At 74.7% G+C, this 26,413-nt stretch carries 21 protein-coding genes; 13 read left to right on the forward strand and 8 right to left on the reverse strand.

All coding sequences use genetic code 11. From position 1 onward, the window contains the following. Positions 1-773: 773 nt before the first annotated feature. Entirely contained in the window at positions 774-2,180 is a 1,407-nt protein-coding gene (locus OG455_RS17650) for an NCS2 family permease (RefSeq protein WP_266294800.1), read from the reverse strand. A gap of 121 nt (positions 2,181-2,301) precedes the next feature. On the opposite strand from OG455_RS17650, the gene OG455_RS17655 reads away from it, so the two are divergent. Both OG455_RS17655 and OG455_RS17660 read left to right on the forward strand, forming a co-directional pair. Next, on the forward strand, positions 2,302-2,583 hold the full coding sequence (locus OG455_RS17655; protein ID WP_266294802.1) for a DUF2530 domain-containing protein: 282 nt from the start codon (positions 2,302-2,304) through the stop codon (positions 2,581-2,583). Positions 2,584-2,658: 75 nt separating this feature from the next. Beyond that, entirely contained in the window at positions 2,659-5,139 is a 2,481-nt protein-coding gene (locus OG455_RS17660; RefSeq protein ID WP_266294804.1) for an HAD-IC family P-type ATPase, read from the forward strand. A gap of 80 nt (positions 5,140-5,219) precedes the next feature. On the opposite strand, the gene OG455_RS17665 is transcribed toward OG455_RS17660, so the two are convergent. From OG455_RS17665 to OG455_RS17675, 3 genes are all read right to left on the reverse strand, one after another. Then, positions 5,220-5,780: a flavodoxin family protein gene (locus OG455_RS17665; protein WP_266294806.1), complete on the reverse strand. Its 561-nt coding sequence runs from the start codon at positions 5,778-5,780 to the stop codon at positions 5,220-5,222. A 90-nt stretch (positions 5,781-5,870) separates the two neighbouring features. Then, the gene (locus OG455_RS17670; protein ID WP_266294808.1) at positions 5,871-9,185 is read right to left on the reverse strand and encodes a sacsin N-terminal ATP-binding-like domain-containing protein; all 3,315 of its coding nucleotides are present in this window, start codon (positions 9,183-9,185) and stop codon (positions 5,871-5,873) included. Positions 9,186-9,388: 203 nt separating this feature from the next. After that, entirely contained in the window at positions 9,389-10,267 is an 879-nt protein-coding gene (locus OG455_RS17675) for a DUF3027 domain-containing protein (RefSeq protein ID WP_266300849.1), read from the reverse strand. 730 nt (positions 10,268-10,997) lie between these two features. On the opposite strand from OG455_RS17675, the gene OG455_RS17680 reads away from it, so the two are divergent. Genes OG455_RS17680 through OG455_RS17695 form a run of 4 tightly spaced genes read left to right on the forward strand, consistent with a single transcriptional unit; the run spans position 10,998 to position 14,501 of the window. Then, on the forward strand, positions 10,998-12,314 hold the full coding sequence (locus OG455_RS17680; RefSeq protein WP_266300850.1) for an MFS transporter: 1,317 nt from the start codon (positions 10,998-11,000) through the stop codon (positions 12,312-12,314). A gap of 27 nt (positions 12,315-12,341) precedes the next feature. Further along, on the forward strand, positions 12,342-12,938 hold the full coding sequence (locus tag OG455_RS17685; protein WP_266294810.1) for a hypothetical protein: 597 nt from the start codon (positions 12,342-12,344) through the stop codon (positions 12,936-12,938). Continuing rightward, a complete protein-coding gene (locus OG455_RS17690) occupies positions 12,935-13,633 on the forward strand; it encodes a futalosine hydrolase (RefSeq protein ID WP_266294812.1) in 699 nt (232 codons plus the stop codon). Before OG455_RS17685 ends, OG455_RS17690 begins: the two co-directional genes overlap by 4 nt. Then, entirely contained in the window at positions 13,626-14,501 is an 876-nt protein-coding gene (locus OG455_RS17695; protein ID WP_266294819.1) for a 1,4-dihydroxy-6-naphthoate synthase, read from the forward strand. Before OG455_RS17690 ends, OG455_RS17695 begins: the two co-directional genes overlap by 8 nt. Before the next feature lie 87 nt (positions 14,502-14,588). Here the strand turns inward: OG455_RS17695 and OG455_RS42090 are convergent, their stop codons facing one another. Further along, positions 14,589-14,972, reverse strand: coding sequence for a cold shock domain-containing protein (locus OG455_RS42090; RefSeq protein ID WP_323185531.1), 384 nt, complete (start codon positions 14,970-14,972; stop codon positions 14,589-14,591). 487 nt (positions 14,973-15,459) lie between these two features. Between OG455_RS42090 and OG455_RS17705 the strand changes: the two genes are divergently transcribed. Next, positions 15,460-15,693 (forward strand): hypothetical protein, encoded by a 234-nt coding sequence (locus OG455_RS17705; RefSeq protein ID WP_266294820.1) that lies wholly within the window; start codon positions 15,460-15,462, stop codon positions 15,691-15,693. A gap of 18 nt (positions 15,694-15,711) precedes the next feature. On the opposite strand, the gene OG455_RS17710 is transcribed toward OG455_RS17705, so the two are convergent. Beyond that, on the reverse strand, positions 15,712-16,347 hold the full coding sequence (locus OG455_RS17710; RefSeq protein WP_266294821.1) for an HAD family hydrolase: 636 nt from the start codon (positions 16,345-16,347) through the stop codon (positions 15,712-15,714). A gap of 85 nt (positions 16,348-16,432) precedes the next feature. Here OG455_RS17710 and OG455_RS17715 point away from each other — a divergent pair, with 85 nt between their 5' ends. Together OG455_RS17715 and OG455_RS17720 are read left to right on the forward strand one after the other, a co-directional pair. Continuing rightward, complete coding sequence (locus tag OG455_RS17715; protein ID WP_266294823.1) at positions 16,433-17,401, forward strand: iron-siderophore ABC transporter substrate-binding protein; 969 nt, start codon at positions 16,433-16,435, stop codon at positions 17,399-17,401. Positions 17,402-17,463: 62 nt separating this feature from the next. Then, positions 17,464-18,348, forward strand: a complete 885-nt coding sequence (locus tag OG455_RS17720; RefSeq protein ID WP_266294825.1) for a methyltransferase domain-containing protein — start codon at positions 17,464-17,466, stop codon at positions 18,346-18,348. 118 nt (positions 18,349-18,466) lie between these two features. On the opposite strand, the gene OG455_RS17725 is transcribed toward OG455_RS17720, so the two are convergent. Next, a complete protein-coding gene (locus OG455_RS17725) occupies positions 18,467-19,453 on the reverse strand; it encodes a hypothetical protein (protein ID WP_266294827.1) in 987 nt (328 codons plus the stop codon). A gap of 211 nt (positions 19,454-19,664) precedes the next feature. Between OG455_RS17725 and OG455_RS17730 the strand changes: the two genes are divergently transcribed. Together OG455_RS17730 and pgeF are read left to right on the forward strand one after the other, a co-directional pair. Beyond that, the gene (locus tag OG455_RS17730) at positions 19,665-22,181 is read left to right on the forward strand and encodes a helicase-associated domain-containing protein (RefSeq protein ID WP_266294828.1); all 2,517 of its coding nucleotides are present in this window, start codon (positions 19,665-19,667) and stop codon (positions 22,179-22,181) included. Positions 22,182-22,191: 10 nt separating this feature from the next. Beyond that, positions 22,192-22,920, forward strand: a complete 729-nt coding sequence (gene pgeF / locus OG455_RS17735) for a peptidoglycan editing factor PgeF (protein ID WP_266294830.1) — start codon at positions 22,192-22,194, stop codon at positions 22,918-22,920. A gap of 7 nt (positions 22,921-22,927) precedes the next feature. On the opposite strand, the gene argS is transcribed toward pgeF, so the two are convergent. Continuing rightward, positions 22,928-24,637, reverse strand: a complete 1,710-nt coding sequence (gene argS / locus OG455_RS17740) for an arginine--tRNA ligase (RefSeq protein ID WP_266294832.1) — start codon at positions 24,635-24,637, stop codon at positions 22,928-22,930. A 377-nt stretch (positions 24,638-25,014) separates the two neighbouring features. On the opposite strand from argS, the gene OG455_RS17745 reads away from it, so the two are divergent. Both OG455_RS17745 and OG455_RS17750 read left to right on the forward strand, forming a co-directional pair. Then, a complete protein-coding gene (locus tag OG455_RS17745) occupies positions 25,015-25,338 on the forward strand; it encodes a hypothetical protein (RefSeq protein WP_266294834.1) in 324 nt (107 codons plus the stop codon). A gap of 1 nt (position 25,339) precedes the next feature. Next, the gene (locus tag OG455_RS17750; protein WP_266294836.1) at positions 25,340-26,410 is read left to right on the forward strand and encodes a putative T7SS-secreted protein; all 1,071 of its coding nucleotides are present in this window, start codon (positions 25,340-25,342) and stop codon (positions 26,408-26,410) included. Positions 26,411-26,413 lie beyond the last annotated feature (3 nt).

A 26,413-nucleotide genomic window follows, 5' to 3' on the forward strand; every position in this document is an offset into this window, starting at 1 on the left:
GCGACTGCGGGGTGTCTGACCGTCACGCCGGGATTGATGCGGCTGTGCCACGAGCGGCTCCAGTGACGCCCGGTACTCAGCGGCCAGGATGCTCATGGCGCTCTGTCGCCTGGGCTCTGAAGGTCCGTGTCAAACGCGGCCCTTCCAAGCGGACCCGCAGACGACCCGCAGTGCCGTGACAGTCGCCGACCTCGTCGCTCGGCCGCTCGGATTCCAGACGCCCCAACTCCGCTCCGGTGGTCGCCACTGGTGCCTCCCTCCAACCCTGCCGACCGGTGAGGAGACGAGACCCACCTGCCGGGAGAAACAGCGGTACAGGTGCCACCGCGTGTCCAACCGGTCGTGGCTGGCCAAGGCCCCGACGAGCCACTGCCCAACGCGGCACGGCGATACCAGGCTTGTCCAACCGGACGAGCAGCAGGGGGACTCCACCTGTCTCGCATTGGCAGGGCGTGTGCACCAACTCCCGGCAGAGCCGACGAGGTCATCTCCAGCCGCGGTGGATCGCGAACATGAGTGTCATCGAGCGCATCGCGGACGACCGGGGATTCCCGGGCCATCTACCAGACTCGTTCCCTGGGCGTTGGAGCACGCCAGGTCCGCAAAGCCTCTGCCGATCATGATGACCCGTCAGGCGATGGAATCTCGGAGAGCAGAGGCCACCATGCCCAACAGCGAGGTCGACAGACTTGTCGGCATCGCGGCCGGCATTTGGACCACGCCCGCTGTTCTGCGCAGCGGGTTCCTGCCGAAAGGCGCGAGAACCGGTGCCGCTACTGCCCGATCCCCAGCGCCGGCATCATGTAGTAGAAGGCGAACACCGCCGCCACCCCGTACAGCGCCACCGGCACGCTGCGCCAGCGGCCGGTGGCCACCCGCAGCACGCAGAAGGCGATGAAGCCCATCCCGATCCCGTTGGTGATCGAGTAGGTGAACGGCATCAGCACCATGGTCAGGAACGCCGGCATCGCGATCGTGTAGTCGCTCCAGTCGATCGCCCGGATCGAGTTGGCCAGGATCAGGAAACCGACCGTGATCAGCGCCGGGGTGGCCGCCTGGGCCGGGACCATGGTGGCCAGCGGGGTGAGGAAGAGCGCGAGCATGAAGAGCGCGCCGGTGACCAGGCTGGCGAAGCCGGTGCGGGCGCCCTCGCCGACGCCGGCGGTGGACTCCACGAAGCAGGTGTTGGCCGAGGAGGAGGTGGCGCCGCCGAGCACGGTGGCCACGCCGTCGACCATCAGCACCCGGCTGATGCCGGGCAGGTCGCCCTTCTCGTCGAGCAGGTGGGCCTCGTCGGCGACGCCGAGGATGGTGCCCATCGCGTCGAAGAAGCAGCTCATCAGCACGGTGAAGACGAAGAGGATGCCGGTCAGCAGGCCCACGTGCTGGAAGCCGCCGAACAGGCTGACCTTGCCGACCAGCCCGAAGTCGGGCGTCGAGACCGGGTTGCCGGGCCACTTGGGCACGGTCAGGCCCCAGGCGGCGGCGGGCAGGTTCGCCAGCTTCTGGATCACCAGCGCCACCACGGTCATGGTCGCGATCGAGATCAGGATCGCGCCCGGCACCTTGCGCACCACGAGCACCATGGTCAGCAGCACGCCGAGCAGGAAGACCAGCACCGGCCAGCCGTGCAGGTGGCCGCCGGTGCCCAGCTCCAGCGGAACGGTGGTGTGGGCGACGTCGGGGATCCGGCTGACGAAGCCGGAGTCGACCAGGCCGACCAGCGTGATGAAGAGGCCGATGCCGATCGCGATCGCCTTGCGCAGCCCGAGCGGCACCGCGTTCATCACCCGCTCACGCAGGCCGGTGGCGACCAGCAGCATGATGCAGAGGCCGGCCAGCACGACCATGCCCATCGCGTCCGGCCAGGTCATCTTGGGGGCCAGCTGGAGCGCCACGATGGTGTTCACGCCCAGGCCCGCGGCCAGGCCGATCGGGACGTTGCCGATCACCGCCATCAGCAGCGTGGTCAGCCCGGCGGTGAGCGCGGTGGCGGTCACCAGTTGCGGGAAGCTCAGCGCCTGCTTGTCGATGTCCACGGCGTTGGACAGGATGATCGGGTTCAGCACCAGGATGTAGGCCATGGTGAAGAAGGTGGCGACACCGCCGCGGATCTCCCGGGGCACGGTGGAGCCGCGCTCGGAGATCCGGAAGTAGCGGTCGAGGGCCGCGGATGGCATGCGTATGTCCTCTGGTGGGGGCAAAGGAGAAACTTCAGTATGTGTTCACCGGTCGTGCACGCGCCATCTTCGCGCGTAGAACAACCAGGTGAGCACCCCGGCACGCCGTAGGCTGAGCCCCATGCCGAAGACCGCCCTGCGCCCCTCACCGCCGCCGCTGGAAGCCAATGACGTCGCGATCGTCGGCGGCGGCACGGTGCTCTGGTTCCTGGGCTTCCTGGCGCTGCTCCCGTTCCAGCACGCGCTCTCCGAGCACGGGCACGGCAGCTGGCCGTGGATCTGCCTCTCCGGCGGGCTGCTCGGCCTGATCGGCCTCTGGTACTGCCGGGCCCGGCGGGCCGCGATCGAGCGCGACCGGGCCATCGCCGAGCGCGCGGACCAGGACCTCCCCGAGCAGGAGTAGCACCCTCCACCCGGTCGGCGGGACCGGGACGTCGAGGGGACGCACTGGACATTTCGCCCCCGTAGAGTCGGTGCCATGACGCACCCCGCGGACCGGACCGCCCCCGACAGCGGCGCCAGCGCCACTGGCCTCGTGCCCACCCGGCACGGCGGTCTGACGGCCGCCGAGGTGGCCGAGCGGGTGGCGCGGGGTCAGGTGAACGACGTCCCGGTGCGCTCCTCACGGTCCGTCAGCGAGATCGTGCGGGCCAACGTCTTCACCCGCTTCAACGCGATCATCGGCGTGCTCTTCGCCGTCATCCTGGTGGTCGGCCCGATCCAGGACGGGCTGTTCGGCCTGGTCATCGTGGCCAACACGGCGATCGGCGTGATCCAGGAGGTACGCGCCAAGCGGACCCTGGACAGCCTGGCGCTGATCGGCGAGGCCCGCCCGGAGGTGCGCCGCGAGGGCCGGACCACGCAGGTCGCGGTCGCCGGGATCGTGCTGGACGACACCGTGCTGCTCGGCATCGGCGACAAGGTGATCGTGGACGGCGCGGTCACCGAGGCCGAGGGCCTGGAGATCGACGAGTCGCTGCTCACCGGCGAGCCCGACCCGGTCCTCAAGCACCCCGGCGACGAGGTGATGTCCGGCAGCTTCGTGGTCGCCGGGTCCGGTGCCTTCACCGCCACCAAGGTCGGCCGCCAGGCGTACGCCGCCCGCCTGGCCGAGGAGGCCAGCCGGTTCACCTTGGTCAAGTCGGAGCTGCGCACCGGCATCGACACCATCCTGCGGTTCATCACCTACCTGCTGATCCCCACCGCGATCGGCCTGGTGATCAGTCAGTGGACCGTCGAGCACAACGACTGGCGCGAGGCGGTGCGCCGCACGGTGGCCGGAATCGTGCCGATGGTGCCCGAGGGCCTGGTGCTGCTGACCTCGGTGGCGTTCGCGATCGGGGTGGTCCGGCTGGGCCGCAAGCAGTGCCTGGTCCAGGAGCTGCCGGCGATCGAGGGGCTGGCCCGGGTGGACACCGTCTGCCTGGACAAGACCGGCACCCTCACCGAGGGCGGCATGGACGTCCAGGAGCTGCGCATGCTCGACACCACAGGCGGAACCGCCGACACCACCACCGGCACCACCGCCGACACCACCGCCGACACCACCGCGGACGGGGAGCGGCTGCGCGAGGTGCTCGGCGTGCTGGCGGCGGCCGACGCCCGCCCCAACCCGAGCATGCGCGCGCTGCTGGACGCCTACGGCACCCCGGCGGAGGACGGACCGTGGCGGGTGCTGGAGGCGGTGCCGTTCTCCTCGGCCCGCAAGTGGAGCGGCGCGCGACTGCGGGAGCCCGGCGGCACCGAGGCGGGCTGGCTGCTCGGCGCGCCCGACGTGCTGCTGCCCGCCGGACACCCGGCGCTGGCCGAGGTGGACGAGCTGGGCGGCCAGGGCCTGCGGGTGCTGCTGCTCGGCCGCACGACGGCGCCGCTGGACGGGCCCGACCCCACGAAGGACCTCGACCCGCTCGCCCTGGCGGTGCTCAGGCAGCGGCTGCGCCCGGACGCGGCCGCGACGCTGCGCTACTTCGAGGAGCAGCGGGTCCAGGCGAAGGTGATCTCCGGAGACAGCGCGGTCTCGGTGGGCGCGGTCGCGGCGAGCCTGGACCTGCCGGGCGCCGACCACCCGCTGGACGCCCGCACCCTGCCCGCCGACCCCGAGCAGCTGGCCGACACCGCCGAGCACACCACCGTCTTCGGCCGGGTGACCCCGCAGCAGAAGCGCGAGCTGGTGGGCGCGTTGCAGTCGCGCGGACACCACGTGGCGATGACCGGCGACGGCGTCAACGACGTGCTCGCGCTCAAGGACGCCGACATCGGCGTGGCGATGGGCTCCGGCAGCGAGGCCACCCGGGCGGTGGCCCAGATCGTGCTGCTCAACGACAGCTTCGCCACCCTGCCCTCGGTGGTCGCCGAGGGCCGCCGGGTGATCGGCAACATCGAGCGGGTGGCGACCCTCTTCCTGGTCAAGACGGTCTACTCGGTGCTGCTGGCCCTGCTGGTGGTCTGCACCCAGGTGCCGTACCCGTTCCTGCCCCGGCACTCCACCGTGCTGAGCGCGCTGACCATCGGCATCCCGGCCTTCTTCCTGGCGCTGGCGCCCAACAACGAGCGGGCCAGGCCCGGGTTCGTCCGCCGGGTGCTGCGGCTGGCCGTGCCGGGCGGCCTGATCGCGGGCGCGGCCACCTTCACGGCCTACGAGCTGGCCCGCGCCGACCAGGCCACCGACCTCAAGGCCGACACCAGTGTGGCCACCCTGACCCTCTTCCTGGTGGCGACCTGGGTGCTGGCGATCGTGGCCCGCCCCTACACCTGGTGGCGGCTGCTGCTGCTCGGCGCCATGGGCGGGGCCTTCGCCCTGGTGCTGGTGGTGCCCTGGCTCTCCGACTTCTTCCAGCTCAAGCTGATCGGCACCCAGGACGCCTGGACGGGGGTGGCGATCGCGGTGGCGGCCGGGCTGGTGCTGGAGGTGATCTGGCACTTCGTCAGCCGCACCCAGGACCGGGACACCCGGGCCTGAGGCCCTGACGGGACACCCGGGCCTGAGGCCCTGACGGGACACCCGGGCCTGAGGCCCTGGCGGGACACCCGGGCGCGGCACTAGCTCGCGAAGAAGGTCTTGGCCCGGTTCAGCGCCCCGTCGTCCTCGGCTATCTGCCCCGGCCGGTTGGCGGAACCGAGCAGCGCGCCGCCCCACCGCATGCCCAGGTACTCGCCGCTGAGCCGCACGGTGGTGACCAGCGCGTCGGCGGCCTCGGCCGCGGTGGCGAGCGCGGTGACGGACCAGATCGTCTTGCCGGCCATCCGGGGGCGGAAGTCGTAGCCCGGCACCCGCATCCAGCCGGCCCAGTGATCCAGGTAGAGCTTGGCGTCGGCCGAGACGCTGTACCAGTACAGCGGCGAGGCGATCACCAGGTCGGTGGCGGCCAGGGTGGCCTCCAGCAGCACCCGCTCGTTCCCCTCGGGTTGCGGGTAGCCGCCGTCGCCGTCGTGCCGGCGGTCCACGAACGGCGCCAGCGGCAGCTCGCTGAGCCGCAGCCAGCGCTGCTCGGTCCCGGCGGGCAGTTGCTCGGCCGCCCGCCGGGCCAGCGTCTCGGTGTTGCCGTCGAGCCGGGAACTCGCCAGCAGGAACAGGAAGCTGCGTTCAGCGTTGTCGATCATGGCTGCCAGCCTAAATCTGCCGTCAAACCCCTTTCGTTCGCACGCGGAAGGGGGTTCGACGGCAGGCCCTGGAGCGGGGCCCGACGGCTGTCAGCCCTCGAAGTCGCGGGCCGCCGAGAGCTCGTAGGCGCGGTCCGGCTCGGTGAGCGCGGCCAGCACCTCGAACCGCCGGTGCCACTGGCCGACCGACCAGGCCAGGCCCGCCGCCAGCCCCTCCGGGGTGGCCGCGTGCAGCAGGCCGGGCACCGGGGGGACGTCGAACTCCTCGTCCTCATCGGCGGGGTCCGTCGACTCCGGGTCGTAGGGCAGCTCGGGGGCGGCCGCGGCGGTGTCCCAGCGCCAGTCCACCGCCGCCTCCTCGCCGTCCGGACCGACCACCAGCAGCTCGTCGTGCTCCTCGTAGGCCAGGGGGCAGCCGGGCAGCAGCTCGCGGACCACCGCCGGCACCCGGTGCAGCGCGCCCTCGGAGAGCACCCGGCCGCCGGCGATCTCGCTGGCCAGCGAGACGTGCAGCCGCTCGGCCAGTGCCGGGGCCAGCGCCGGGGCGACCGGGAGCAGCGGATAGGGGTGGAGCAGTTGCACCAGGTCGGGGGCGTCGGCGATGACGGCCTCGGTGACGTCCACCACCACGGTGTGGCCGGGCCGGCGGCCGGTGTCCGGATCCAGCGGGGGCAGCGCCCGCACCACGTCGAGGGGGTCGAGGTCGCCGACGGCGGCCAGCGCGGTGTAGATGCCGTGCAGCTGGCGGTGGGTCACCTCACTCGCGTCGTCGGTGAGGTGGTCCAGCAGCTCGTCGGGGCCGTGCTTCTCGGCGAGCAGCGCGGCCAGCGTGGTGCGCACCCCCAGGGCGTGCAGGAACTGCTCGTCCAGGGTGGTGCGGGCCTCGTCGTAGAGCCCGCGCAGCAGCCAGTCGGCCCCGGCGGCGCGCAGGCCGACCGGCTCGCGCCCCGCCAGCACCGGGTGGTCGCGCAGCCACCAGGCGGTGTACGGCGGCAGGTCGGTGTAGCTGCCGTCGGGCAACAGCACGCGCACCGGGGTGACCACCGCGTCCCGGTAGGGCGGGCGGGCCAGCAGCGCCAGCGCCTGCGGCCAGGCCTCCTCGTCCACCAGGTCCAGGTCGCGCACCACCAGGAGTTCGGCGGCCACCGGCGGCACGCCCACGCTGTCGGCATCGTCCGCGTGCAGCGCCTCCAGCACCTCCTCGGCCCAGTCGGCCAGCCCGTCCGGGGCCTCGTCCAGCAGCCCGGTCGGGGTGCCGCCGACCGCGCGGTCGGCGGGCGCGGTCGGGTCCAGGCGCTCAAGGTCGTCCGGGTCGAGCACCGCGTCCTCGGCCCGGACCAGCACGAAGCCGCTCAGCACCCCGGCGGCGCCCAGCACCTCGGGGCCCCAGCGCTCCAGCAGGTCCTCGTCGACGAAGGGCGCGTCCTCCGGGCGGGCCAGCTGCGCGAACGGGCTGTCGGGCAGGATCAGCTCGCCGGCCCGGGTCAGCTCGCCCTCGTCGTCGAGCAGCGCGAGGCGGGCCAGCCAGGGGTGGTCGCCCACCCGCGCGCCGGCCGCCCGGACCAGGCCGAGCACCGCGTCGGCCAGGTCGACGGCGCCGTCGAAGTCCTCCTCGCCCAGGTCCAGCGAGCGGGCCACGGCCGCGCGCAGCTCGGGGGTCGCCAGGATTCCGGTCGGGGTCGCGGTGGCGGCGCCGAGCTTGGCCAGCAGCGGGTGCGCCGCCTCGGGGTGGGCCAGCCGCAGGTCGAGCAGGTCCAGCGCCTCGGCCAGGGCCTCGGGGTAGCCGGGGAAGCCGGCCCAGTCGGCGTCCTCGGAGGGCAGCAGCACCCGGCGCGGGCCGGTGACGATCCGCCCGGTGGCCAGCGGCACCGGCAGCGCGCCGAGCGCCTCCGGGTCGGCCCCGGCCAGCGCCCCGTACAGGCTGCGCCACCAGGCCGGCTCCCGGTCCAGGCCGCCGAGCTGGTCGACCACCTCGGCCAGCGGGACGCGCCGCACCTGGAGCGCGCGCAGCTCGGCCCGCCGCTCCAGCCCGGCCGGCAGCAGGCCGGGGAAGATCGGCGCCAGCGCCTCGACCACCGAGGAGTCCGCGCCCTCCAGCAGGGTGGCGTCACGCGGGCGCAGCGCGGGGGTGCCCTCCTCCACCGGGGCCGGGTGCGGCAGGAAGGCGGTGCCGGGCAGCCGGGAGAGGATCGCGGTGCGCAGCGCGTTGTCCAGCGCGCCCTGGCCGAGCGGGCCGGGGACCAGGACGAGCGAGCCGAGATCGGCGCCGCGGGCCCGCAGCAGATCGGTGTAGGCCTCGGCGGCCCGCTCGGTCAGGAAGTCGGTCAGCGGTCCCGGCGCGACGTGGCGGCGGGTGGAGTCCAGCGGGTAGGAGGCGATCAGCAGCGCGGGCACGCCGAGCGGCTCCTCGCTCGGGGTGGGCGCGTGCAGCACCGGGGCCACCGGGAGCGGCTGCGGGGTGCCGGCCGCGGAGACCGGCACGGCCCAGGTCACCGTCCAGTACGGGCGGGCCCGCTCCTCGACCGGGCGGTCGGCGAGCAGTTCGGGGGTCAGCGCGCCGGTGGTGGTGACGGTCTGCCAGAACGACCGGGAGCTGCCCTGCCCGTCCTGCTCGGTCAGGACGACCTGCCCCAGGCCGGCCTCGGTACGCTCGGCCGCCGATCGGGTCAGCGTGCGGGAGCCGCCGTCCGGGGTCTCGATGACGATCTCGGCCAGGCCGGGCAGGGTGAGCAGCAGGGCGTCGTCCACCCCGTCCAGCAGACGGCGGGTCAGGTCCTCGGCGGCGCCGTCGCGCAGCGGGAGCAGCACCGCGGTGTCGTAGCCGGCCGGCGGCTCGCCCTCGGCGGCCAGCGGCAGCCGCAGCAGCGGGACGTGGCCGTCGCGGCGGCGCAACTCCTCGGCGAGACCGGCGTGTTCGCCGGCCACCCGATCGGCCAGCTCACGCGCCTCGGCCAGCGACCAGCGGGCTCCGCCGGCGTGGCCGACGATGGCCGGCTCGTCACTGACCGCGAGCACGGCGGCGAAACCGACGCCGAACCGGCCCACGGTGGGCGTGGCGTCGGCCCGCTTGGAGGAGGCGCGCAGGGTGGAGAGCGACTCGATGGCCGCCGCGTCCAGCGGCGCGCCGGTGTTGGCGGCGGCCAGCACGCCGTCGCGCAGGGTCAGCCGCAGCCGGCCGGGCCCGCGCCCGGAACGCCCGGCGGCGTCCGCCGCGTTCTGCGCCAACTCGACCACCAGGCGATCCCGGTAGCCGCCGAGCGCCAGCTCCTCCTCGGCGTTGGCGTCCTCCCGGAACCGGGCCGGCGAGGCCGCCCAGGCGTCCAGGACGCGGCGCCGCAGCTCGGCGGTGCCGAAGTGGTCGGCCGCCTGCTCGTCGCCGCCGTTGCCGATGATGCGAGGCTCCACTGGACCCGCCGCCTTCCCCAACCGTCACACGAGATCCTTGGGGGGCATTCTCTCCCCTTTTCGGGACCCGGTTCGCCGCCGGGCGCGCCGGGGCTCCGCCGCCGGGCCGACGGGCTGCCACTGCGGGGCGCGGACACGGCCGAGCCCCAGGAGCGGCAGGGCTCCTGGGGCTCGGTGACGCGGGTTCGCCCGGTGACGCGGGCTCAGGAGTGGCCGAGCTCCTCGGCCGGGGCGTCGGGCTCCACCGAGCCGCCGGTGCGGTCGGGGTGCAGCTGGAGCGGCTCGACCACGGTCTCGTCCAGGATCAGCTCGGCCGGCACCGGCGGCGCCGGCAGCACGGCCGCCTCGGAGTGGCCGCCGCAGCCGTAGGCGAGCGAGACGATCTGGCCGTCGGCCGGCCCGTACTCGTTGCCGCAGACGCCGAAGGCCTGGCCCAGCGAGCCGCCGATCGCGATCAGGAAGCCGCAGCTGGTGCAGGAGGCCGGGGCGGACTGCGCCATCGGGGTCTGCGAGCCGTGCGCCTTCTCCCAGCGGTCGGCGGCCAGGTGCAGCCCGAGCCGGGAGAGCACCCGGGGGCGGGCCATGCCGAGCTCGTCCGCGACCGAGCCGATCCGCGCGCGGGCCGGGGCCGGCTGCACCTGCGGGTCGGACAGCTCCAGCTCCTCCTCGCCGTCGAAGACGGCCGAGTTGGGCGCCGGCTCGTCCTCGCCGGTCCAGCCGGGCTCCAACCGCTCGTCGTCCGCGTCGGTGGGCAGCAGGTCGCCCGGGCCCAGGTCGCCGGGTCGCAGCCGCTCGCTCCACGGCACCCACTGCGGCGCGAGCACCGCGTCGGCGCCGGGCAGCAGCACGACCTCGTCCAGGGTGACCAGCTTGGCGCGCGGGGCGCGGGCCACGGTGACGGCCCAGTGCCAGCCGCGGTAGGCGGCGTCCAGGCACTCGAAGGTATGCGTGACGACCCGCTCGCCCTCGGCCCGGGCGCCCAGGTGGCTGCCGACAGCGGCAGCACCCACCGCCTCGACCGCTGCCTGCCTGGCGAGTTCGACAGCGTCGGCACAGAGCCGGTCGGGGGTACGGCTTCGAATCGCAGCACTCACGGCGTCGGTTCTCTCCAGTCTTCTTACCTGCAGCCTAATCGCCCGGTGGCTCGACCCGGGCCGTACGGGACCGTCGCGGCCGCCGGGTGCGCGCCCCTGTGGGCGTCGCATCGCTCAACCGACCGCCGGTACCGCTCGCTGGTGGTACCGCCCCTATTCTGCGTGACCGGGAGCCTTGCGGGGACCGGCCGCGCCGCCGTCGGGCCAGCCCGACCGGTGCGCCGCGCGCTCCACCGCAGCGGTCCGCACAGTGCAGGCTACCCGCCGGGCAGCTCCGCGCGACAGCCCGTAAGGCGGCGCCGAGGATACCAGGGGCTCCGGGCCGCGCCGAGCTACCCGCAATCCCTCGTCCTGGAAGGGATTGTCAGGCAGGATTGCCTGTGTGGCGGACGAAACTCCGTCGCAGCACGCCTCGCCCGTCGCCGTGCCGCGACAGCAGCTCGCGGTCCCCCCTGCGGACCACTCGGGTCCACAGCCGGAGGACGGGTCGCCGCTGCCCGATCCCGCCGGGCCCACCGTGCCGGATCTCACGAAACACCGGGCCGCGCCAGGGTCCGCCGCCGCCCCGGGGCCCGCCGCCGACCACGAGGCCGAGCCGGGGCAGGCGCCGGAACAGGCGCCGGAGCAGGCGCCGGAGCCGGAGCAGGCCCCCGAGGACGCCCCCCGCCGCTCCCTGCTGCTGCGTGGCGCCTCCGCGGCCGGGCTGCGCACCGGGCGGGTGGTGCACGGCACCGGGCGCCGGATCCGCAAGGCCACCTCGGCCGACGGGGCCGGCGAGTCGGGCCTGGCCAAACTGATCGAGCTGCACGCGCTGAACTCCTTCGGCGACATGCTGATCACCATCGCGCTCGCCTCCACCATCTTCTTCTCGGTGCCCACCAGCGAGGCCCGCGGTCGGGTGGCGCTCTACCTGCTGGTCACCATGGCCCCGTTCGCGCTGCTCGCCCCGGTGATCGGCCCGCTGCTCGACCGGCTGCCGCACGGCCGCCGGGCGGCGATGGCGATGTCGATGCTGGCGCGCGCGGTGCTCGCCTGGACGATGGCCGGCTCGATCAGCGACGGCAACCTCGCGCTCTACCCGGAGGCGCTGGGCTGCCTGGTCGCCTCCAAGGCCTACGGCGTGGTGCGCAGCGTGGTGGTGCCCCGGCTCAAGCCCGCCCGGGTGACCCTGGTGAAGGCCAACTCGCGGGTGACACTGGCCGGGCTGCTGGCCACCGGCCTGGCCGCCGCGGTGGGCGGGGCGCTGCACCTGGCCGGCCCGGCCTGGCCGCTGCGCGGCGCCTTCCTGGTCTTCGTGATCGGCACCTTGATGGCCTTTCACCTGCCGCACCAGGTCGACTCCGCGAAGGGCGAGCAGCGCGCGGTGCTGCACGCCGGCCCGCACCTGAACCCGGGCGAGCAGCCGCCGGAGTCCGAGCCGGCCCCCCGGGTCAAGGCGAGCCTGCGCACCGTGGGTCCGGCGGTGATCCTGGGCCTGCGCGCGGTGGCCGCGCTGCGCGGGCTGAGCGGCTTCCTCACCCTGTTCCTGGCCTTCCTGCTGCGGGTCGACCCGGTCGGCGGCGTGTCGCCCACCGTGGGCCTGGGCCTGCTCGCCCTGGCGGCCGGCGGCGGCAACGCGCTGGGCTCGGTCTTCGGCTCCTGGCTGCGCAGCCGGGGCGCCGAGGCCACCATCACCGCGATGCTGATGCTGGCCACCGGCGCCGCGGTCGCGTGCGCGCTCTGGTACGGGCTGGTCACCGTGCTGGTGGTGGCCGCCGTCGCCGGGATCGCGAACTCGCTGGCCAAGCTCGCGCTGGACTCGCTGATCCAGCGCGATGTCCCCGAGGCGGTGCGCACCTCGACCTTCGCCCGTTCGGAGACGCTGATGCAGCTCTCCTGGGTGGCCGGCGGCGCGCTGGGCATCCTGCTGCCGCTCGACGGCGAGCTGGGCCTGGCCATCGCGTCGGTGCTGCTCGGCGTGGCGCTGGTCTGGACGGTGCTGGCGCTGGTCCGGCTGGGGGTTCGCGGCGGCGCACCGCACCCCCGCGTCGCGTGATCGGCAGAGTTGGATAGCCTTCGTCCCATGAGCCTCAGTACCCGTGTCATCGCCGCCCTCGGCGCCGTGGTCGTGATCGGCGCCGGCACGCTCGGCGGCTCCATCGCCTACGCGGCGAGCCAGCCCGCGCCGGTCAAGAGCAAGGCCACCGTCACCATCGGCCGCTCCTCGACCGCGCTGTCCCCGAACCCGACCTGCTACAACGGCGGCAAGCCGCTGGACACGGCGGGGCGCCAGGCCTGCGCCCAGCTCTCCAACCAGCCGGCCGGGACCTTCCCCAAGCTGTCGATCAAGTCGAGCGACCAGATCGGCGTCGGGCTCGACCCGAACAGCGCGAAGAACGGCTGGCGGGCGGTGACCAACGGCGGCAACAGCCAGAGCGGCGCCGTGGTGTCGAACTTCCAGAAGGACAACACCTTCTCCGGTCTGCAGTCGGCCGCCAACGTGCTGACCACCAACCGCGACACCGCGCTGACCATCATCGAGTTCGACCCGAACAGCCCGGCGGGCTCGGCCAGCCAGGGCATCATCGCGGTCTGGTTCGTCGACCTGGTCAACTCCGCCGCCCCGGTGGCCTCGCCGCAGGACGCAAGCCAGGGTCAGGACCCCTCGCAGGGCCAGTGACCGGCCCGCAGGACACCGGCGAGCAGCCGGCCCCCGCCGCACCGGCCGGGGGTCGGCTGCTCGTCGTCGTCGCGGTGGCCGCCGAGGCCGAGGCCGTGCGGCGCGGCGCGCCGGCCGGCCTGGTCACCGTGGTGACGGCCGGGGTCGGCCCGGCCGCGGCCGCGAGCGCCACCGCCATCGCGCTGGCCGCCGAGCGCCACCCGCTGGTGGTCTCGGCCGGGATCGCCGGCGGCTTCGCCCCGCGCGCGCCGATCGGCACGGTGGTGGCCGCCGACGCGATCATCGCCGCCGACCTGGGTGCGCAGACCCCGGACGGCTTCCAGGACGTCGCCGAGCTGGGCTTCGGCACCGTCGCGCACACCCCGCCGCCGGGCGCGGTCGCGCTGCTCGCGCGGGCCACCGGTGCGGTGGTCGGCCCGGTGCTCACCGTCTCCACCGTCACCGGCAGCGCCGAGCGCGCGGCCGAGCTGGCCGCCCGGCACCCCGGCGCGGCCGCGGAGGCGATGGAGGGCTTCGGGGTGGCCGAGGCGGCTGCCCGGTTCGGTGTGCCGGCCCTGGAACTGCGCACCGTCTCCAACGCCGTGGGCCCGCGCGACCGGGCCGCCTGGCGGATCGGCGAGGCGCTGGCGGCCCTGGAGCGCGCCTTCGCCCTGCTGCCCCACACCCGTCTGATCGAGGAGGCCACCGGTGGCTGAGCCGCTGCGGATCGCGTACTCGCCCTGCCCCAACGACACCTTCGTCTTCCACGCCTGGGCGCACGGCCTGCTGCCGGGCGCCGAGGCGCCCGAGGTCACCTTCGCCGACATCGACGTGACCAACGGCCTGGCCGAGCGCGGGGAGCTGGACGTCCTCAAGGTCAGCTACGCGGCCCTGCCCTGGGTGCTCGACGAGTACGCGCTGCTGCCCTGCGGCGGGGCGCTCGGCCGCGGCTGCGGCCCGCTGGTGCTCACCCGGCCCGGGGCCGACGCCGGGGCGAGCCCGATCACGGCCGGCGCCGACCTGACCGGGAAGACGGTCGCGGTGCCCAGCGAGCGCTCCACCGCCTACCTGCTGTTCCGGCTCTGGGCGACCGAGGCGGTGCCCGGCGGGCTCGGCGAGGTGGTGGTGCTGCCGTTCGACGAGATCATGCCCGCCGTGCGGGACGGCCGGGTGGACGCCGGCCTGGTGATCCACGAGGCCCGCTTCACCTACCAGGACTACGGGCTCGCGAAGCTGGCCGACATGGGCGAGGTCTGGGAGGCGCGCACCGGGCTGCCGATCCCCCTGGGCGCGATCATCGCCCGGCGCTCACTGGGCGCGGCGCGGCTGCGCGAGCTGGCGGCGGCCGTGCGCGGCTCGGTCGAGGCGGCCTGGGCCGACCCGGCGGCCTCCCGGGAGTACGTGCTGGCGCACGCCCAGGAGATGGACCCGGCGGTGGCCGACCAGCACATCGGGCTCTACGTCAACGAGTTCACCGCCGACCTCGGCCCCGAGGGCTACGCGGCCGTGCGCGGCCTGCTGGACCGGGCGGCCGAGCAGGGCCTGGTGCCGGCCGTGGCGCCGGACGCGCTGGCCTTCCCGTAGCCGGGCGGGCCTTCCCGCAGTCGTACCGGCCTTCCCGCGGCCGCGAGGGCGGCGGCGGGAAGGCCCTCGGCCTCGGCCCTGCCGGTCTCAGACGTCGAACTGGTCGGCCACCGCGCGCAGCGCGGCCGCCAGCTTCTGGCCGACCGGCTTGGCCGGGTAGCGGCCGTGCTGCAGGCCGGGCAGCACGGTGTCCAGCATGGTGATCAGGTCCTGGACGATCGGTGCCATGTCATCAGCGCTGCGCCGCTGCGCGACGGCCACCGAGGGCAGCGCCTCCAGCAGGGTGACCCCCATCGCCTGGTCGCCGCGGTGCCCCGCGACCACACCGAACTCCACCCGCTGCCCCGGCTTGAGCGAGCTCAACCCGGCGGGCAGCGCCTTGCTGTGGACGAAGACGTCCTCGCCGTCGTCGCGCGACAGGAAGCCGAATCCCTTCGTCTCGTTGAACCATTTGACCTGGCCGGTGGGCATCTCGAATGTCCTCGGTGTGGGTGCGGGGGCGCCCCGGCGTCGTCGCCGGGGTGCCGTGAACTGGCAGGGGTGGTCCGGTCGCGCGGGCGTCCGGCGTGGTCGCGGTGGACGCCGGCGCGAGCCGGTGCAGGACGGTCCGCCGGCAGCAGGCTAGCGACCGCTCAGGGTTTCACTCGCACACGCCCGGCGGTTGGAGCCCGGCTCTGGCGAGGAAGGACGGCCAGGGCACGGCGGTACGGCCGGACGACGGAACCCGGTCGGTCGTCATGGCGGTCACCCCCTGGCCGGAAGCGGGGTCGGTCGACCCCGTGCGAGACCTGCATACCCTGCGCACCCGGAGTTCGAAACTCGCTGTCCCCGGCGAACCGCAGGCAGTGACGGGATCGAGATCCGCGCAGGTGGCGGGGGTCGGGCCGAGGGGCCGCGGACTCTGCGAGACTGGGGCGGTCGGTTCGAAGCGTGACGGTGCGGGTGAAGGAGGGCTGCCGTGAGCGGCAAGGAGTCGGGCGAGGGCCTGGTGCGGGTGGGCGCGGTGGTGTTCGTGGTGGGGGCGCTGGCCACGATCGCGACGTTCGTCCCGCTCTTCTTCCACCTCACCCCGCTGCCCACCCCCGCGTACTTCGCGAGCATGCTGATGCCGCTGGGCTTCCTGCTCGCGCTGCTCGGCCTGTTCCGCTCGGCCCGCGCCCAGCGACGCCGGGCCGACGCCGCCGCGGGCTAGCCGCGGGCCGGCCGCCGGCTAGCTGCCGGTGGCGCGGTGCCCGGCCAGCCAGGCCGGGAACTCGGTGAGGTCGGCGAGCACCACGTCCGCGCCCGCCTCGGCCAGTTGCTCGGCGCCGTACGGCCCGGTGGCCACCCCGACGGCCACCGCGCCGGCCGCGCGGGCGCCGATGATGTCGCCGAGGTGGTCGCCGACGTAGACGCTCGCGCCCAGCTCGCGCAGCGCGGTGCCCTTGGTCTCCGCCCACAGGTCGCCGACCAGCGCGTCGTACTCGATGCCCGCGTGCTCCAGGTGCAGCCGCGCGTTGGGCTCGTACTTGCCGGTGATCACCGCGACCCGACCGCCGGCCTCGCGCACCGCGGCCACCGACGCGTACGCGCCCGGCAGCGGGACGGTCGGCGCGAAGGCGTGGTCGCGGTAGAGCGCCCGGTAGCGGTCCAGCATCGCGGGCAGCTGCTCCTGGGCGAACCAGTTGGTCAGCTCGACGGTCAGCGGCGGCCCGAGCCGGGTGACGGCCAGGTCGGCGTCGATGTAGGTGCCGGTCTCGGCGGAGAGCGCCAGGTAGGTGGCCTTGATGCCGGGCCGGGTGTCCAGCAGGGTCATGTCGAGGTCGAAGCCGACGGTGAGCGGGGCGGGCACGGAGATCGCTGACATGCCCCTCAGCCTAGAGGCATCGCATAACGCCCTTTTCCCCCCATCTGGGACATCATTTCCCTGACCGGCCGTCAGAGGAGCCCCGATGCACCGTCACCCGTCGCGCCGCGCCGTGCTGGCGGCGGGCCTGGCCGCCACGCTCGGCGCCTGCGGGCCGACCCCGGGCCTGCCCGCCCCGCAGGCGGCGGTGGGCGCCGCCGGCCCCGAGCCCAGCGCCGTCGTCACGGCGGCCACCGGCGCGGTGGCGGTGCCGGGCCTGCCGACCCGGGTGGTGGTGCTGGACACCGCCGAGCTGGACTCGGCGATGACCCTGGGGATCACCCCGATCGGCGCCTGCCGGGCGGCGGAGGCACCGGGCCTGCCCCGGTACTGGCCGGCCTCCCGACTCGCCGAGGTGGCCGTCACCGGCACCATCGGCGCACCGGACCTGGCCGCGATCGAGGCACTGCGCCCCGAGCTGATCCTGAGCAGCCGGCTGCGCGACGGCGGCCGCTACGAGGCGCTGCGCCGGATCGCGCCCACCGTGCTCACCCGGACCACCGGCGCCACCTGGAAGGAGAACTTCCAGCTGCACGCCCGCGCGCTCGGCCGGCAGGCCGAGGCGGACGCGGTGATCGCCGCCTACCGGACCCAGCTGGCCGAGACCTCCCGGATGGTCGGCGGCCCGGGCGCCACCGCGGGCCGCAAGGTCAGCCTGGTGCGCTTCGTCCAGGGCGGGCGGATCCGGCTCTACGGCCGGCAGAGCTTCCCCGGCAGCCTCCTCACCGACCTGGGGCTCGGCCGGCCCGATGCGCAGAACGTCGACCAGTTCGACACCGAGGTCAAGCCCGACCAGCTCTCCGGGGCCGACGGCGACCTGCTGCTCTACTCGACCTACGGCGACCCGGACGCGGCGGGCACCACCGCGACCCTGGCCGGGCCGGCCTGGCGGGCGCTCGGCGCGGTCCGGGCGGGGCGGGCCTTCCCGGTGGACGACCAACTGTGGTTCGAGGGGATCGGCTGCACCGGCGCCGGCCTGGTGCTGAGCCAACTCCAGTGCCTGCTGGGCTTCTGAGCGCCGATCAGCGCCCCGTCCGCCCCCTTGTGACGCGCACCACACGGGACCACCATGACGATATGACGAACACTCAGCTCCGAGGTGAGTCACCCGCCGGGCAGGACGCGGCGGCCCGCCGCCGCAAGGCCGCCCTGGCCCACGCCTTCACGCTCGCGGCCGACGAGTACGACGAGGCCAACGGCGGCTTCTTCAATCCGATCGGCGCCCGGCTGGCCAGGCTGGCCGGGCTCCGCCCGGGCGACCGGGTGCTTGACGTGGGCTGCGGCCGGGGCGCCGTGCTCTTCGCGGCGCTCGCCGAGGTCGGCCCCGAGGGCTACGTGGTCGGGGTCGACCTGGCCCCCGGGATGGTCCAGGCGACCGCCGCGCAGGCGGCCGGGCGCGGGCTGCGCAACGTCTGCGTCCGGCTGGACGACGCCGAGGCGCTCGGGTTCCCCGACCGCTCCTTCGAGGCCGCGCTCTCCTCCTTCGCGGTGATCTTCACCCCCGACCCGGCGGCCGCGCTGGCCTCGGTGCACCGGGTGCTGGTGCCCGGCGGCCGGTTCGGCTTCACCGCCTTCGGCGCGGACGAACCCGGCTGGGAGCGGCCCGGCGCGGCGCTCAACGCCTTCCTCCCCGCGGAGGCGGCCCGGCTGCGGCAGAGCCGCGCGGCCCGGTTCAACCCGCTGGGCCGCAGCCCCGAGGAGGCGGCCGAGCTGCTGCACCGGGCCGGCTTCACCGACGTACGAACGGTCGAGCACCTCGCGGCCACCCACTACCCCACCGCCGACGCCTGGTGGCACGCGCAGCGGGCCGGCGGATGGCGCGGGGTGCTGGAGGCGATCCCGGCCGAGCGACTGGACGAAGCGCGGGCCGCCGCACTGGCGGTGCTCGCCCCGCTGACCGCCGCGGACGGCAGCCTGGTGCGGCGCACCGCGATCCGCTACACGACCGCCCTGCGGGAGTAGCGTGCCGGGCGCTCGGCCACGGGCGGGCGGTTCGGGCAGGCGGTTCGGGCAGGCGGTTCGGGCAGGCGGTGCGGGCAGGCGGTGCGGCCGGGCTCTCCCGGCGGCGCTGCCCGCCCGATCAGTCGGTCTTCGGGCCGCGCCGCTTCAGGGCCACCGCCAGCAGGAAGAGCGCCGACAGCACCGCCGCCAGCCGCAGCACGCCCGGCGCGGCCGCGTAGGCGGCGTGCGTCATCGGGGCCCCCTTGCTCAGCGGGTCGCCCCAGCGGCCCTGGGCGCGGCCCCAGAACCAGAGGGTCGAGGCGCTCATGGTGATCAGCGGGATCCCGAACACCACGAACTTCTTGGCCAGGGCGCCGAGCCGGGCCGACAGATAGGCCAGCCCCCAGCCGGCCAGCAGCACCAGGATCACCCCGGACACGGCTCCGCCGACCAGCACCCCGGCCGCCAGCAGCAGCAGCGGCGAGGGACGGCGCCCGGCCAGGAACGAGCCCTTCGCCCCTGCCTGGCCCGCCGCCCGGCCGGCGCCCTGACCGGCGCGCTGACCGGCCGCCGGATCCGCCTCGCCGTCGGCCGGCTGCGGCTCGGCCCGGCCGCGCTGCCCCGGGATCACCCGCTCCTCGGCGGGCGGCTCGGCGGCCGCGGTGTCGTCCGGCGGGAACTCGATCACCACCGAGTCCCAGCCGGGGAAGTCGGCGGCGGTCGGCGCCCGGAGCGGGCCGGGCGCCGCGGGCGCGATCAGCCAGGCGGCGGGGGTGCCGCCGTCCTCGACGGCGGCGCCCGGCGGCTCACCCGGCCCGGCCTGCGCGGACGGCGCGCCCTTGCGGAAGACCGGGCGGCGGGCCGGCGGCACCGGCACCTCGGGCCCGGCGGGCGTCGCACCGCCCTGCGCGGGCCGGCGCACCACGGGCGGCTCGGTCGGCGGGGCGGGCACGGCAGTCGGCCCGGCGGGCGGCGGCGTCACGTACACCCCGTCCTCCGCCACCCCGGCGGACTCGGGCGCGGTGCCCAGCACCCGCCAGGGCCCGTCCACCCGCCACCACTCACCGCCCGACAGGCCACCGGTCAACGCCTCGCCCGGCCGCTCGTCCGCCTGCCCACCCGCCATCGCCCGCCACCCTGTTCCCTGCTCCAGGCCCCGCCGTCCGCTGACGCTACCGACTGGCGCCCCGCCACGCGAGAGCTACCCGCCCTATGCCCCACGCGGCGTCCTGCCACCCGCGTCCGGCCCCGCGTGCGACCCCGCGTGCGACCCGGCGTCCGACCCCGCATCCGGCGGCGGGCACCGCGGTTCATCCGGTCCGACTACGCTGGGTCGGATGACCACCGAGCCGACCGGAGCGTCCAGCAGGGCCCGCACCCTCGCCGACGAGCTCCGCGCCAGCAGCGATCAGGCCCTGGCCACCCTGCTGCGCCTGCGCCCCGATCTGCTCAACCCGGTGCCCACCGACGTGACGCAGCTGACCGCCCGGCTCTCCAGCCGGGCTTCCGCGCTGCGGGCACTGGAGCGGCTGGACCGGTTCACCCTGCAGACCGCCGAGGCGCTGGCGGCCGTCGCGGACGGCAGCCCGGACACCGTGCTGCGCGACCTGCTGGCCGGCCCCGCCCGGGTCAAGCCGCACCCCGGCGCCGAGCCGGTGGACCGGGCCGCCGTGGTCGCCGCGCTGCCCCCGGCGCTGGCCGCGCTGCGCGAGCGGGCACTGCTCTGGGGGCCGGACAGCGCGCCGCACCTGGTGATCGCGGTGCGCGAGGCGCTGGCCCCGAGCGCCACCGCGCCCGGCGGCACCGGCCTGGGCCCGACGCTGGCCGAGGCCACCCTGGGGATGTCCCCGGCCCGGCTTCAGCAGTTGGTGACCGGTGCCGGGCTGCCCGGCACGCCGGACCCGGTGACGGCGGTGGCCGCGCTGACCGCGCTGCTGTCCAGCCGCAAGCGGTGCGCCGCCTTGCTCGCCGAGGCACCCGAGGCCGCGCGCGGGGTGCTGGAGCGGCTGGTCTGGGGCCCACCCACCGGCACCGTCCCCGACGCCGGGCGCCCGGTCACCGCCGAGCAGGCGCGCGGCCCGCTGGAGTGGCTGCTGGCCCGCGGCCTGCTGCTGCCCTCGGGGCCCGGCACCGTGGTGCTGCCGCGCGAGCTGGCCCTGCACCTGCGCGGCGGCCGCAGCCACCGGGTGGTCGAACCGGCCCCGCCCGCCCTGCGGCCCGACACCGAGCGCGATCCACAGGCTGTGGACAGCGCGGCGGCCGGCCAGGCGTACACCGCCGTGCGGACCGTCGAGGAGCTGCTCGACCTCTGGGGCCTGCAGCCGCCGGCCACCCTGCGGGCCGGCGGCCTGGGGGTGCGCGACCTCAAGCGGACCGCGCTGGCCCTGGAGACGGGCGAGGCGCAGGCCGCGTTCTGGCTCGAACTCGCCTACGGGGCCGGGCTGCTGGCACCGGACGGGGAGAACGGCGAGCTGGCCGGGCGGACCGGCGAGGTGTGGGCCCCGACCCCCGCCTACGACCTGTGGCTGCAGCAGCCGGTCGCCGAGCGCTGGACCGTGCTGGTGCGCGGCTGGCTGGCCGCGACCCGGGTGCCCGGCCTGGTGGGCACGCCCGACGGCAAGGGCAAGCCGCGCGCCGCGCTCGGCCCCGAGCTGGACCGGGTGCTGGCCCCCGCCACCCGCCGCGCCGTGCTCAGCCTGCTCGGCTCGCTGCCGCCCGGCGCGGTGGCCGGCGCCGAGGCACTGCTGCCCGTCCAGCGCTGGCACCGCCCGCTGCGCGGCGGCGCCACCGGCCCCGACGGGCGCGACCTGCGCGAGCACCTGACCGGCTGGACGCTGACCGAGGCCGAACTGCTCGGCATCACCGGGCGCGGCGCGCTCGGCGCCCCGGCCCGGGCCCTGCTGGCCGGCCAGGACCCGTCCCCGGCGCTGGCTCCGCTGCTGCCGCAGCCGCTGGACCACGTGATCCTGCAGCCCGACCTGACCGCGATCGCGCCCGGCCCGCTGCTCACCCCGCTGGCCCAGGCGCTGGCACTCTGCGCGGAGATCGAGTCCAAGGGCGGCGCGACGGTCTACCGCTTCACCGCCGAGTCGGTGCGCCGCGCGCTGGACGCCGGGCGCACCGCCACCGACCTGCACACCTTCCTGGAGCAGCACTCGCGCACCGCCGTTCCCCAGCCGCTCAGCTACCTGATCGACGACGTGGCCCGGCGGCACGGCGTGCTGCGGGTCGGCGCCGCCTCGGCCTACCTGCGCTGCGACGACCCCGCGCTGCTCGCCGAGGTGCTCGCCGACCGGCGCGCGCTGGAGCTGCGGCTGCGGCTGCTGGCGCCGACCGTGCTGGCCGCCCAGGCCGGCCCCGAAACCGTGCTCGGCGTGCTGCGCGCGATGGGGTACGCCCCGGCCGCCGAGTCCGCGGAGGGCGATCTGGTGATCACCCGGCCCGACAGCCACCGCACCCCGCCACGCACCGCGCCCGCCCCGGTCGCCGACGGACCCGCCACCCCGGACGCGGTGCTGCTCGGCGCCGCCGTCAAGGCGATCCGGGCGGGCGACCGGGCGGCCACCGCGCTACGCCGCGAGACGGTGGCCGGGCCGGCCGCCGCGCCCACCGACGCCCACCGGCTGCCGCGCACCGCCGCGGCGGACACGCTGGCCGCGCTGCAGACCGCGGTGCTGCTCGGCGAGCGGATGTGGATCGGCTACATCAACGCCGAGGGGCTGGCCTCGCAGCGGGTGATCGACCCGGTGAAGGTGGAGGGCGGCTACGTGACGGCCTTCGACCACCACGCCGAGAAGCTCAACACCTTCGCCCTGCACCGGATCACCGGCGTGGCCGAACTGGACGAGGGCTAGGGTCGCCTCCATGGAGGACATGGAGGAACTGACGACCGGGGTCCGCTACGCCGTCACCGACCGCCACGGCGGGGTGAGCGCACCGCCGTACGACTCGCGCAACCTGGGCGGCGCGACCGCGGACGACTACCAGGACGTGCTGCGGAACCGGGAGCTGACGGCCCGTCGGTTCGGGCTGGCCCCGGACCGGGTGGTCTGGATGCGCCAGGTGCACAGCGCCACCGTGGCCCGGGTGTCGGGCCCCTGGGCCGCCGAGGTCCCGGAACTGGACGCGGTGTTCACCACCGAGCCCGGCCTCGCGCTGGCCGCGCTGGGCGCCGACTGCGCGCCGGTGCTGCTCGCCGACCCGGTGGCGCGGATGGTCGGCGCGGCGCACTCCGGGCGGGTCGGCACGCTCACCGGCGTGGTGCCCGAGCTGGTCGCCGCGATGGCCGCGGCCGGGGCCGAGCCGGGGCGGATGACCGCCCTGGTCGGCCCGATGGCCTGCGGGCGCTGCTACGAGGTGCCGGCGGCGATGCGCGAGGAGTCCGCCGCCGTGCTGCCCGAGGTGCGCTCCACGACCCGCCAGGGCACCCCGGCCCTGGACCTGCGGGCCGGGATCACCGCGCAGTTGGCTCGCGCGGGCGTCGCCGCGGTGCGCCAGGACGCCCGCTGCACGATCGAGGACGCCGACCTCTTCTCGCACCGCCGCGACCAGCCGACCGGGCGCTTCGCGGCGTACGTGTGGCTGGAGGCCTGAGCTTTCCTCACATCCGTTCGGGCGCGGCGATCCCCAGCAGGCCCAGGCCGGCCGCCAGTGTCTCGGCGGTGAGCCGGCAGAGCGCCAGCCGGTTGGCCCGCAGACCGGGTGTCGGCGCCTTGAGCACCGGGCAGCTGCCGTAGAAGTCGGTGAACGCCTTGGCCAGCCCGTAGAGGTAGCCGCAGAGCCGGTGCGGCTCCAGCGTCCCGGCAGCCTCCCGCAGCACCGCGTCGAAGGCGTCCAGCCGCAGGACCAGCGCCCGCTCGGCGGGGTGCGAGGGCTGCGACGGGTCGGGGTCGCCCTGGTCCGGGCCCGCCTTGGCCAGCAGGGTCCGCAGCCGGGCGTGCGCGTACTGCAGGTAGACGGCGGTGTCACCGGACAGCGAGACCATCCGGTCGAGGTCGAAGACGTAGTTCTTGGTCCGTGCGTTGGCGAGGTCCGCGTACTTCACCGCCCCCACGGCGGCTGCCCCGACCACCTCGGCGTACTGCCCGTCGTCCAGCTCGTGCGGCTTCTCGGTCAGCACCGCGCGCACCGCCTCCTCCGCCGCGTCGAGCAGGTCGGCCAGCCGCACGCTGTCACCGGACCGGGTCTTGAACGGCGTGCCGCCGGGCCCGAGCACCAGGCCGAACGGCACGTGCGTGGCGGCGCCCGGGTCGGCCAGCCAGCCGATCCGGTGCGCGGCGTCGAAGACCAGCGTGAAGTGCAGCGCCTGCCGGGCGTCGACCACGTAGAGGATCCGGTCGGCCTTGAGGGTCTGCAGCCGGTGCCGGATGGTGGCCAGGTCGGTGGCGGGGTAGCCGTAACCGCCGTTCCGCTTCCGCACGATCAGCGGCGCGGCCACGCCCTCGGCGAAGACGCAGAGCGCGCCCTCGCTCTCGACCGCGAGGCCTGCGGCCTCGAACTCGGCCACCACGGCGTCCAGTTGGTCGTTGAACGCCGACTCGGGGTCCGCGTCGGCGCCGGTGAGCAGCAAGCCCATCCGGTCGTAGACCCGCTGGAACGCCTGCTCGGAGATGGCGACCAGCTCCCGCCACACCGCCAGCGTCCCCTCGTCCCCCGCCTGCAGCGCCACCACCCGCCGCCGGGACCGCTCGGCGAAGGCCGGGTCGGCGGCGAAGGCCTGCTGGGCCGCCTTGTAGAGCACGTCCAGCAGCGCGATGTCCCGCCACTCCTCGCCCGGGTGCTCGTCCAGGTACTGGATCAGCATCCCGAACTGGGTTCCCCAGTCACCCAGATGGTTCTGCCGCAGCACCTCCGCCCCGAGGTGCCCCAGGATCCGGGCGAGCGCGTCCCCGATCACGGTCGACCGCAGGTGGCCGACGTGCAGCTCCTTGGCGATGTTCGGCCCGGAGTAGTCCACGACGACCCGCTGCCCGGCCAGCGGCTCCCCCACCCCGAGCCGCGGCGCCGCGAGCCGGGTCGCCACCTGCTGCCAGAGCCACTCGTCGGCCACGGTCACGTTGACGAACCCGGGCCCGGAGGCGGCGGCCGTCAGCCCCGCTCCGATCTCCCCCGCCAACCGCTCCGCCAACTCCCGCGGCGCCACCCCGGCGAGCTTCGCCAGCGCGAACGCGGCCCCCGACTGGAAGTCCGCCTGCTCGGACGGCCGCAGCAGCGGATCCCGCCCGGCCTGCTCCGGTGGCAGCACGCGGGCCATGGCGGCCGACAGCTCGTCTTCCACCAGGCTCGTCGCAGCTACTACCACCGTGGACATCGCGGACTCCCGTCCTCACCTGCTCGAATGTTCCGAGCATGCTAGGGAGGAGGGGCCCACCAGTGCACCGGGTTTTCCGCGCGCCCCGGCCTTGGACGCTGCGACCGGATCGTTCCGCATAATGCGCACGAGCCGCACAGCGCGCAAATGACCGGCAGTCAGCTACGCAAAAGAGGCCACCGCCGGCGTCCTCCGACTCCTGACTCCGCGTAGACCCCAGCCTGCGCCGCCTCGTCCTGACACCAGGCCGGCCATCGTCGTCAGCCGCCACAACAGGACCATCGCCACACGAGAGCCTCAGATGTGCCAAACGACACACGGCCGCAAGAGCATCCAGGTACGGTATCGAGCTAGCTCTGGTGGCAAGGGGGACGGGGATGGGCGAGGGCTATCGCGTGGATCTCCACGCACTGCAACAAGCAGCCGCCGGCGTGAACGGCACGCTCGACGAGTTGAACCAGCAGAGCGTGAGTGGCATACCTCACGATCCAACCGCCATCGGGAACGGTGATCTCGCAAGCACGTTGGGCGATTTCCTTGATCGATGGCAGCGGGGCGTCAGCAACCTTGCGAAGGACGGTCAGGAGATTGCAGCCCGGCTGACGGCGAGCCTGAACGCCTACCGCCGAGCTGACCAGAGCACGGCAGATCAGCTCACTGGCACCCTCCAGGGCAACGGTGCTGATCCGGGGGCCACCTAGCATGACAGAGCTTGGGAATACCAGCGATCCGAAGGCCCTCATTCCTGGCGACCCCGACTCCGTCCATCATACGGAATCAGCGCTGAGAGCATATGGCGACCTGCTGCACATCGCTGGTGCCGGCCTCCAGCGAATCGACACCAGCGACGGCTGGAGCGGTGACGCGGCCGACGCGTTCCGCAAGGTTTTCCATGGCCAACCCGGCAAGTGGTTACAGGCTGGCGATGCGTTCCACGATGCTGCGGCTGCCCTGGACGCCTACACGACCGTACTGGGTTGGGCTCAGGGTCAGGCAGCCGATGCCATCAACCTCTGGAACTCTGGTGCAGCAAGTCAGCAGGCTGCGCGTGACAAACTGGACAGCGCTCGCAACCAGTTGGTCAGCGCCGCCAGGACTGCTGCCGCCATCGTCGGGAAGGCGCGCGACCTGGCACCCCCGAAGCCAGGGTTCTGGTCGCAAGTAGGCGATGACATCGGCGGGTTCTTCTCCGGTGCGGGGCACTTCGCCGAGCAGGTCGGGGAGACCGCTCTGACCGATCTCGCCTCAGTCGGCAACGCGATCGTGCATGACCCGGGTTCCGTTGCCGAGACCGGCTTGGGCCTGGGGCTGGCTGCCCTCGGCGCGGGTGGCGAGGTCGGCGGGTTCGCGCTGGACGCGACGGGTATCGGTTTGGTGATAGGCGTGCCGACCAATGTCGTCTCAGCCGGTGCGATCGCCACCGGTCTCGGCATGGCCGGTCTCGGAATGACCCACATCGCGAATGATGCAGCCGGCCCGGACCGCGTCAACATGAACTCCGACGGATCAGGCGGCAGCAGCGAATCAGCAGCGCCTCGGTCATACCAGTCGAATCCTGGTAGCATCGGGCAGGATCTGGGTTATTCTCGGCGCCAAGTCAACGACGCGATTCACGCAGTCAAGGGACAAGGGGGCTGGCGCGGGATCGGCGGCAACAAGAACCCGGACGTCGTGGTGGACACGAGCACCGGTGAAGTATATCCGAAGCTCCCCGATGGAAGTCCCGCCGATGACAGCATCGGGAACATTTTTGACTACCTGCCAGAGGAATAAGTG

Source organism: Kitasatospora sp. NBC_01287 (genome assembly GCF_026340565.1).
GTDB lineage: Bacteria > Actinomycetota > Actinomycetes > Streptomycetales > Streptomycetaceae > Kitasatospora.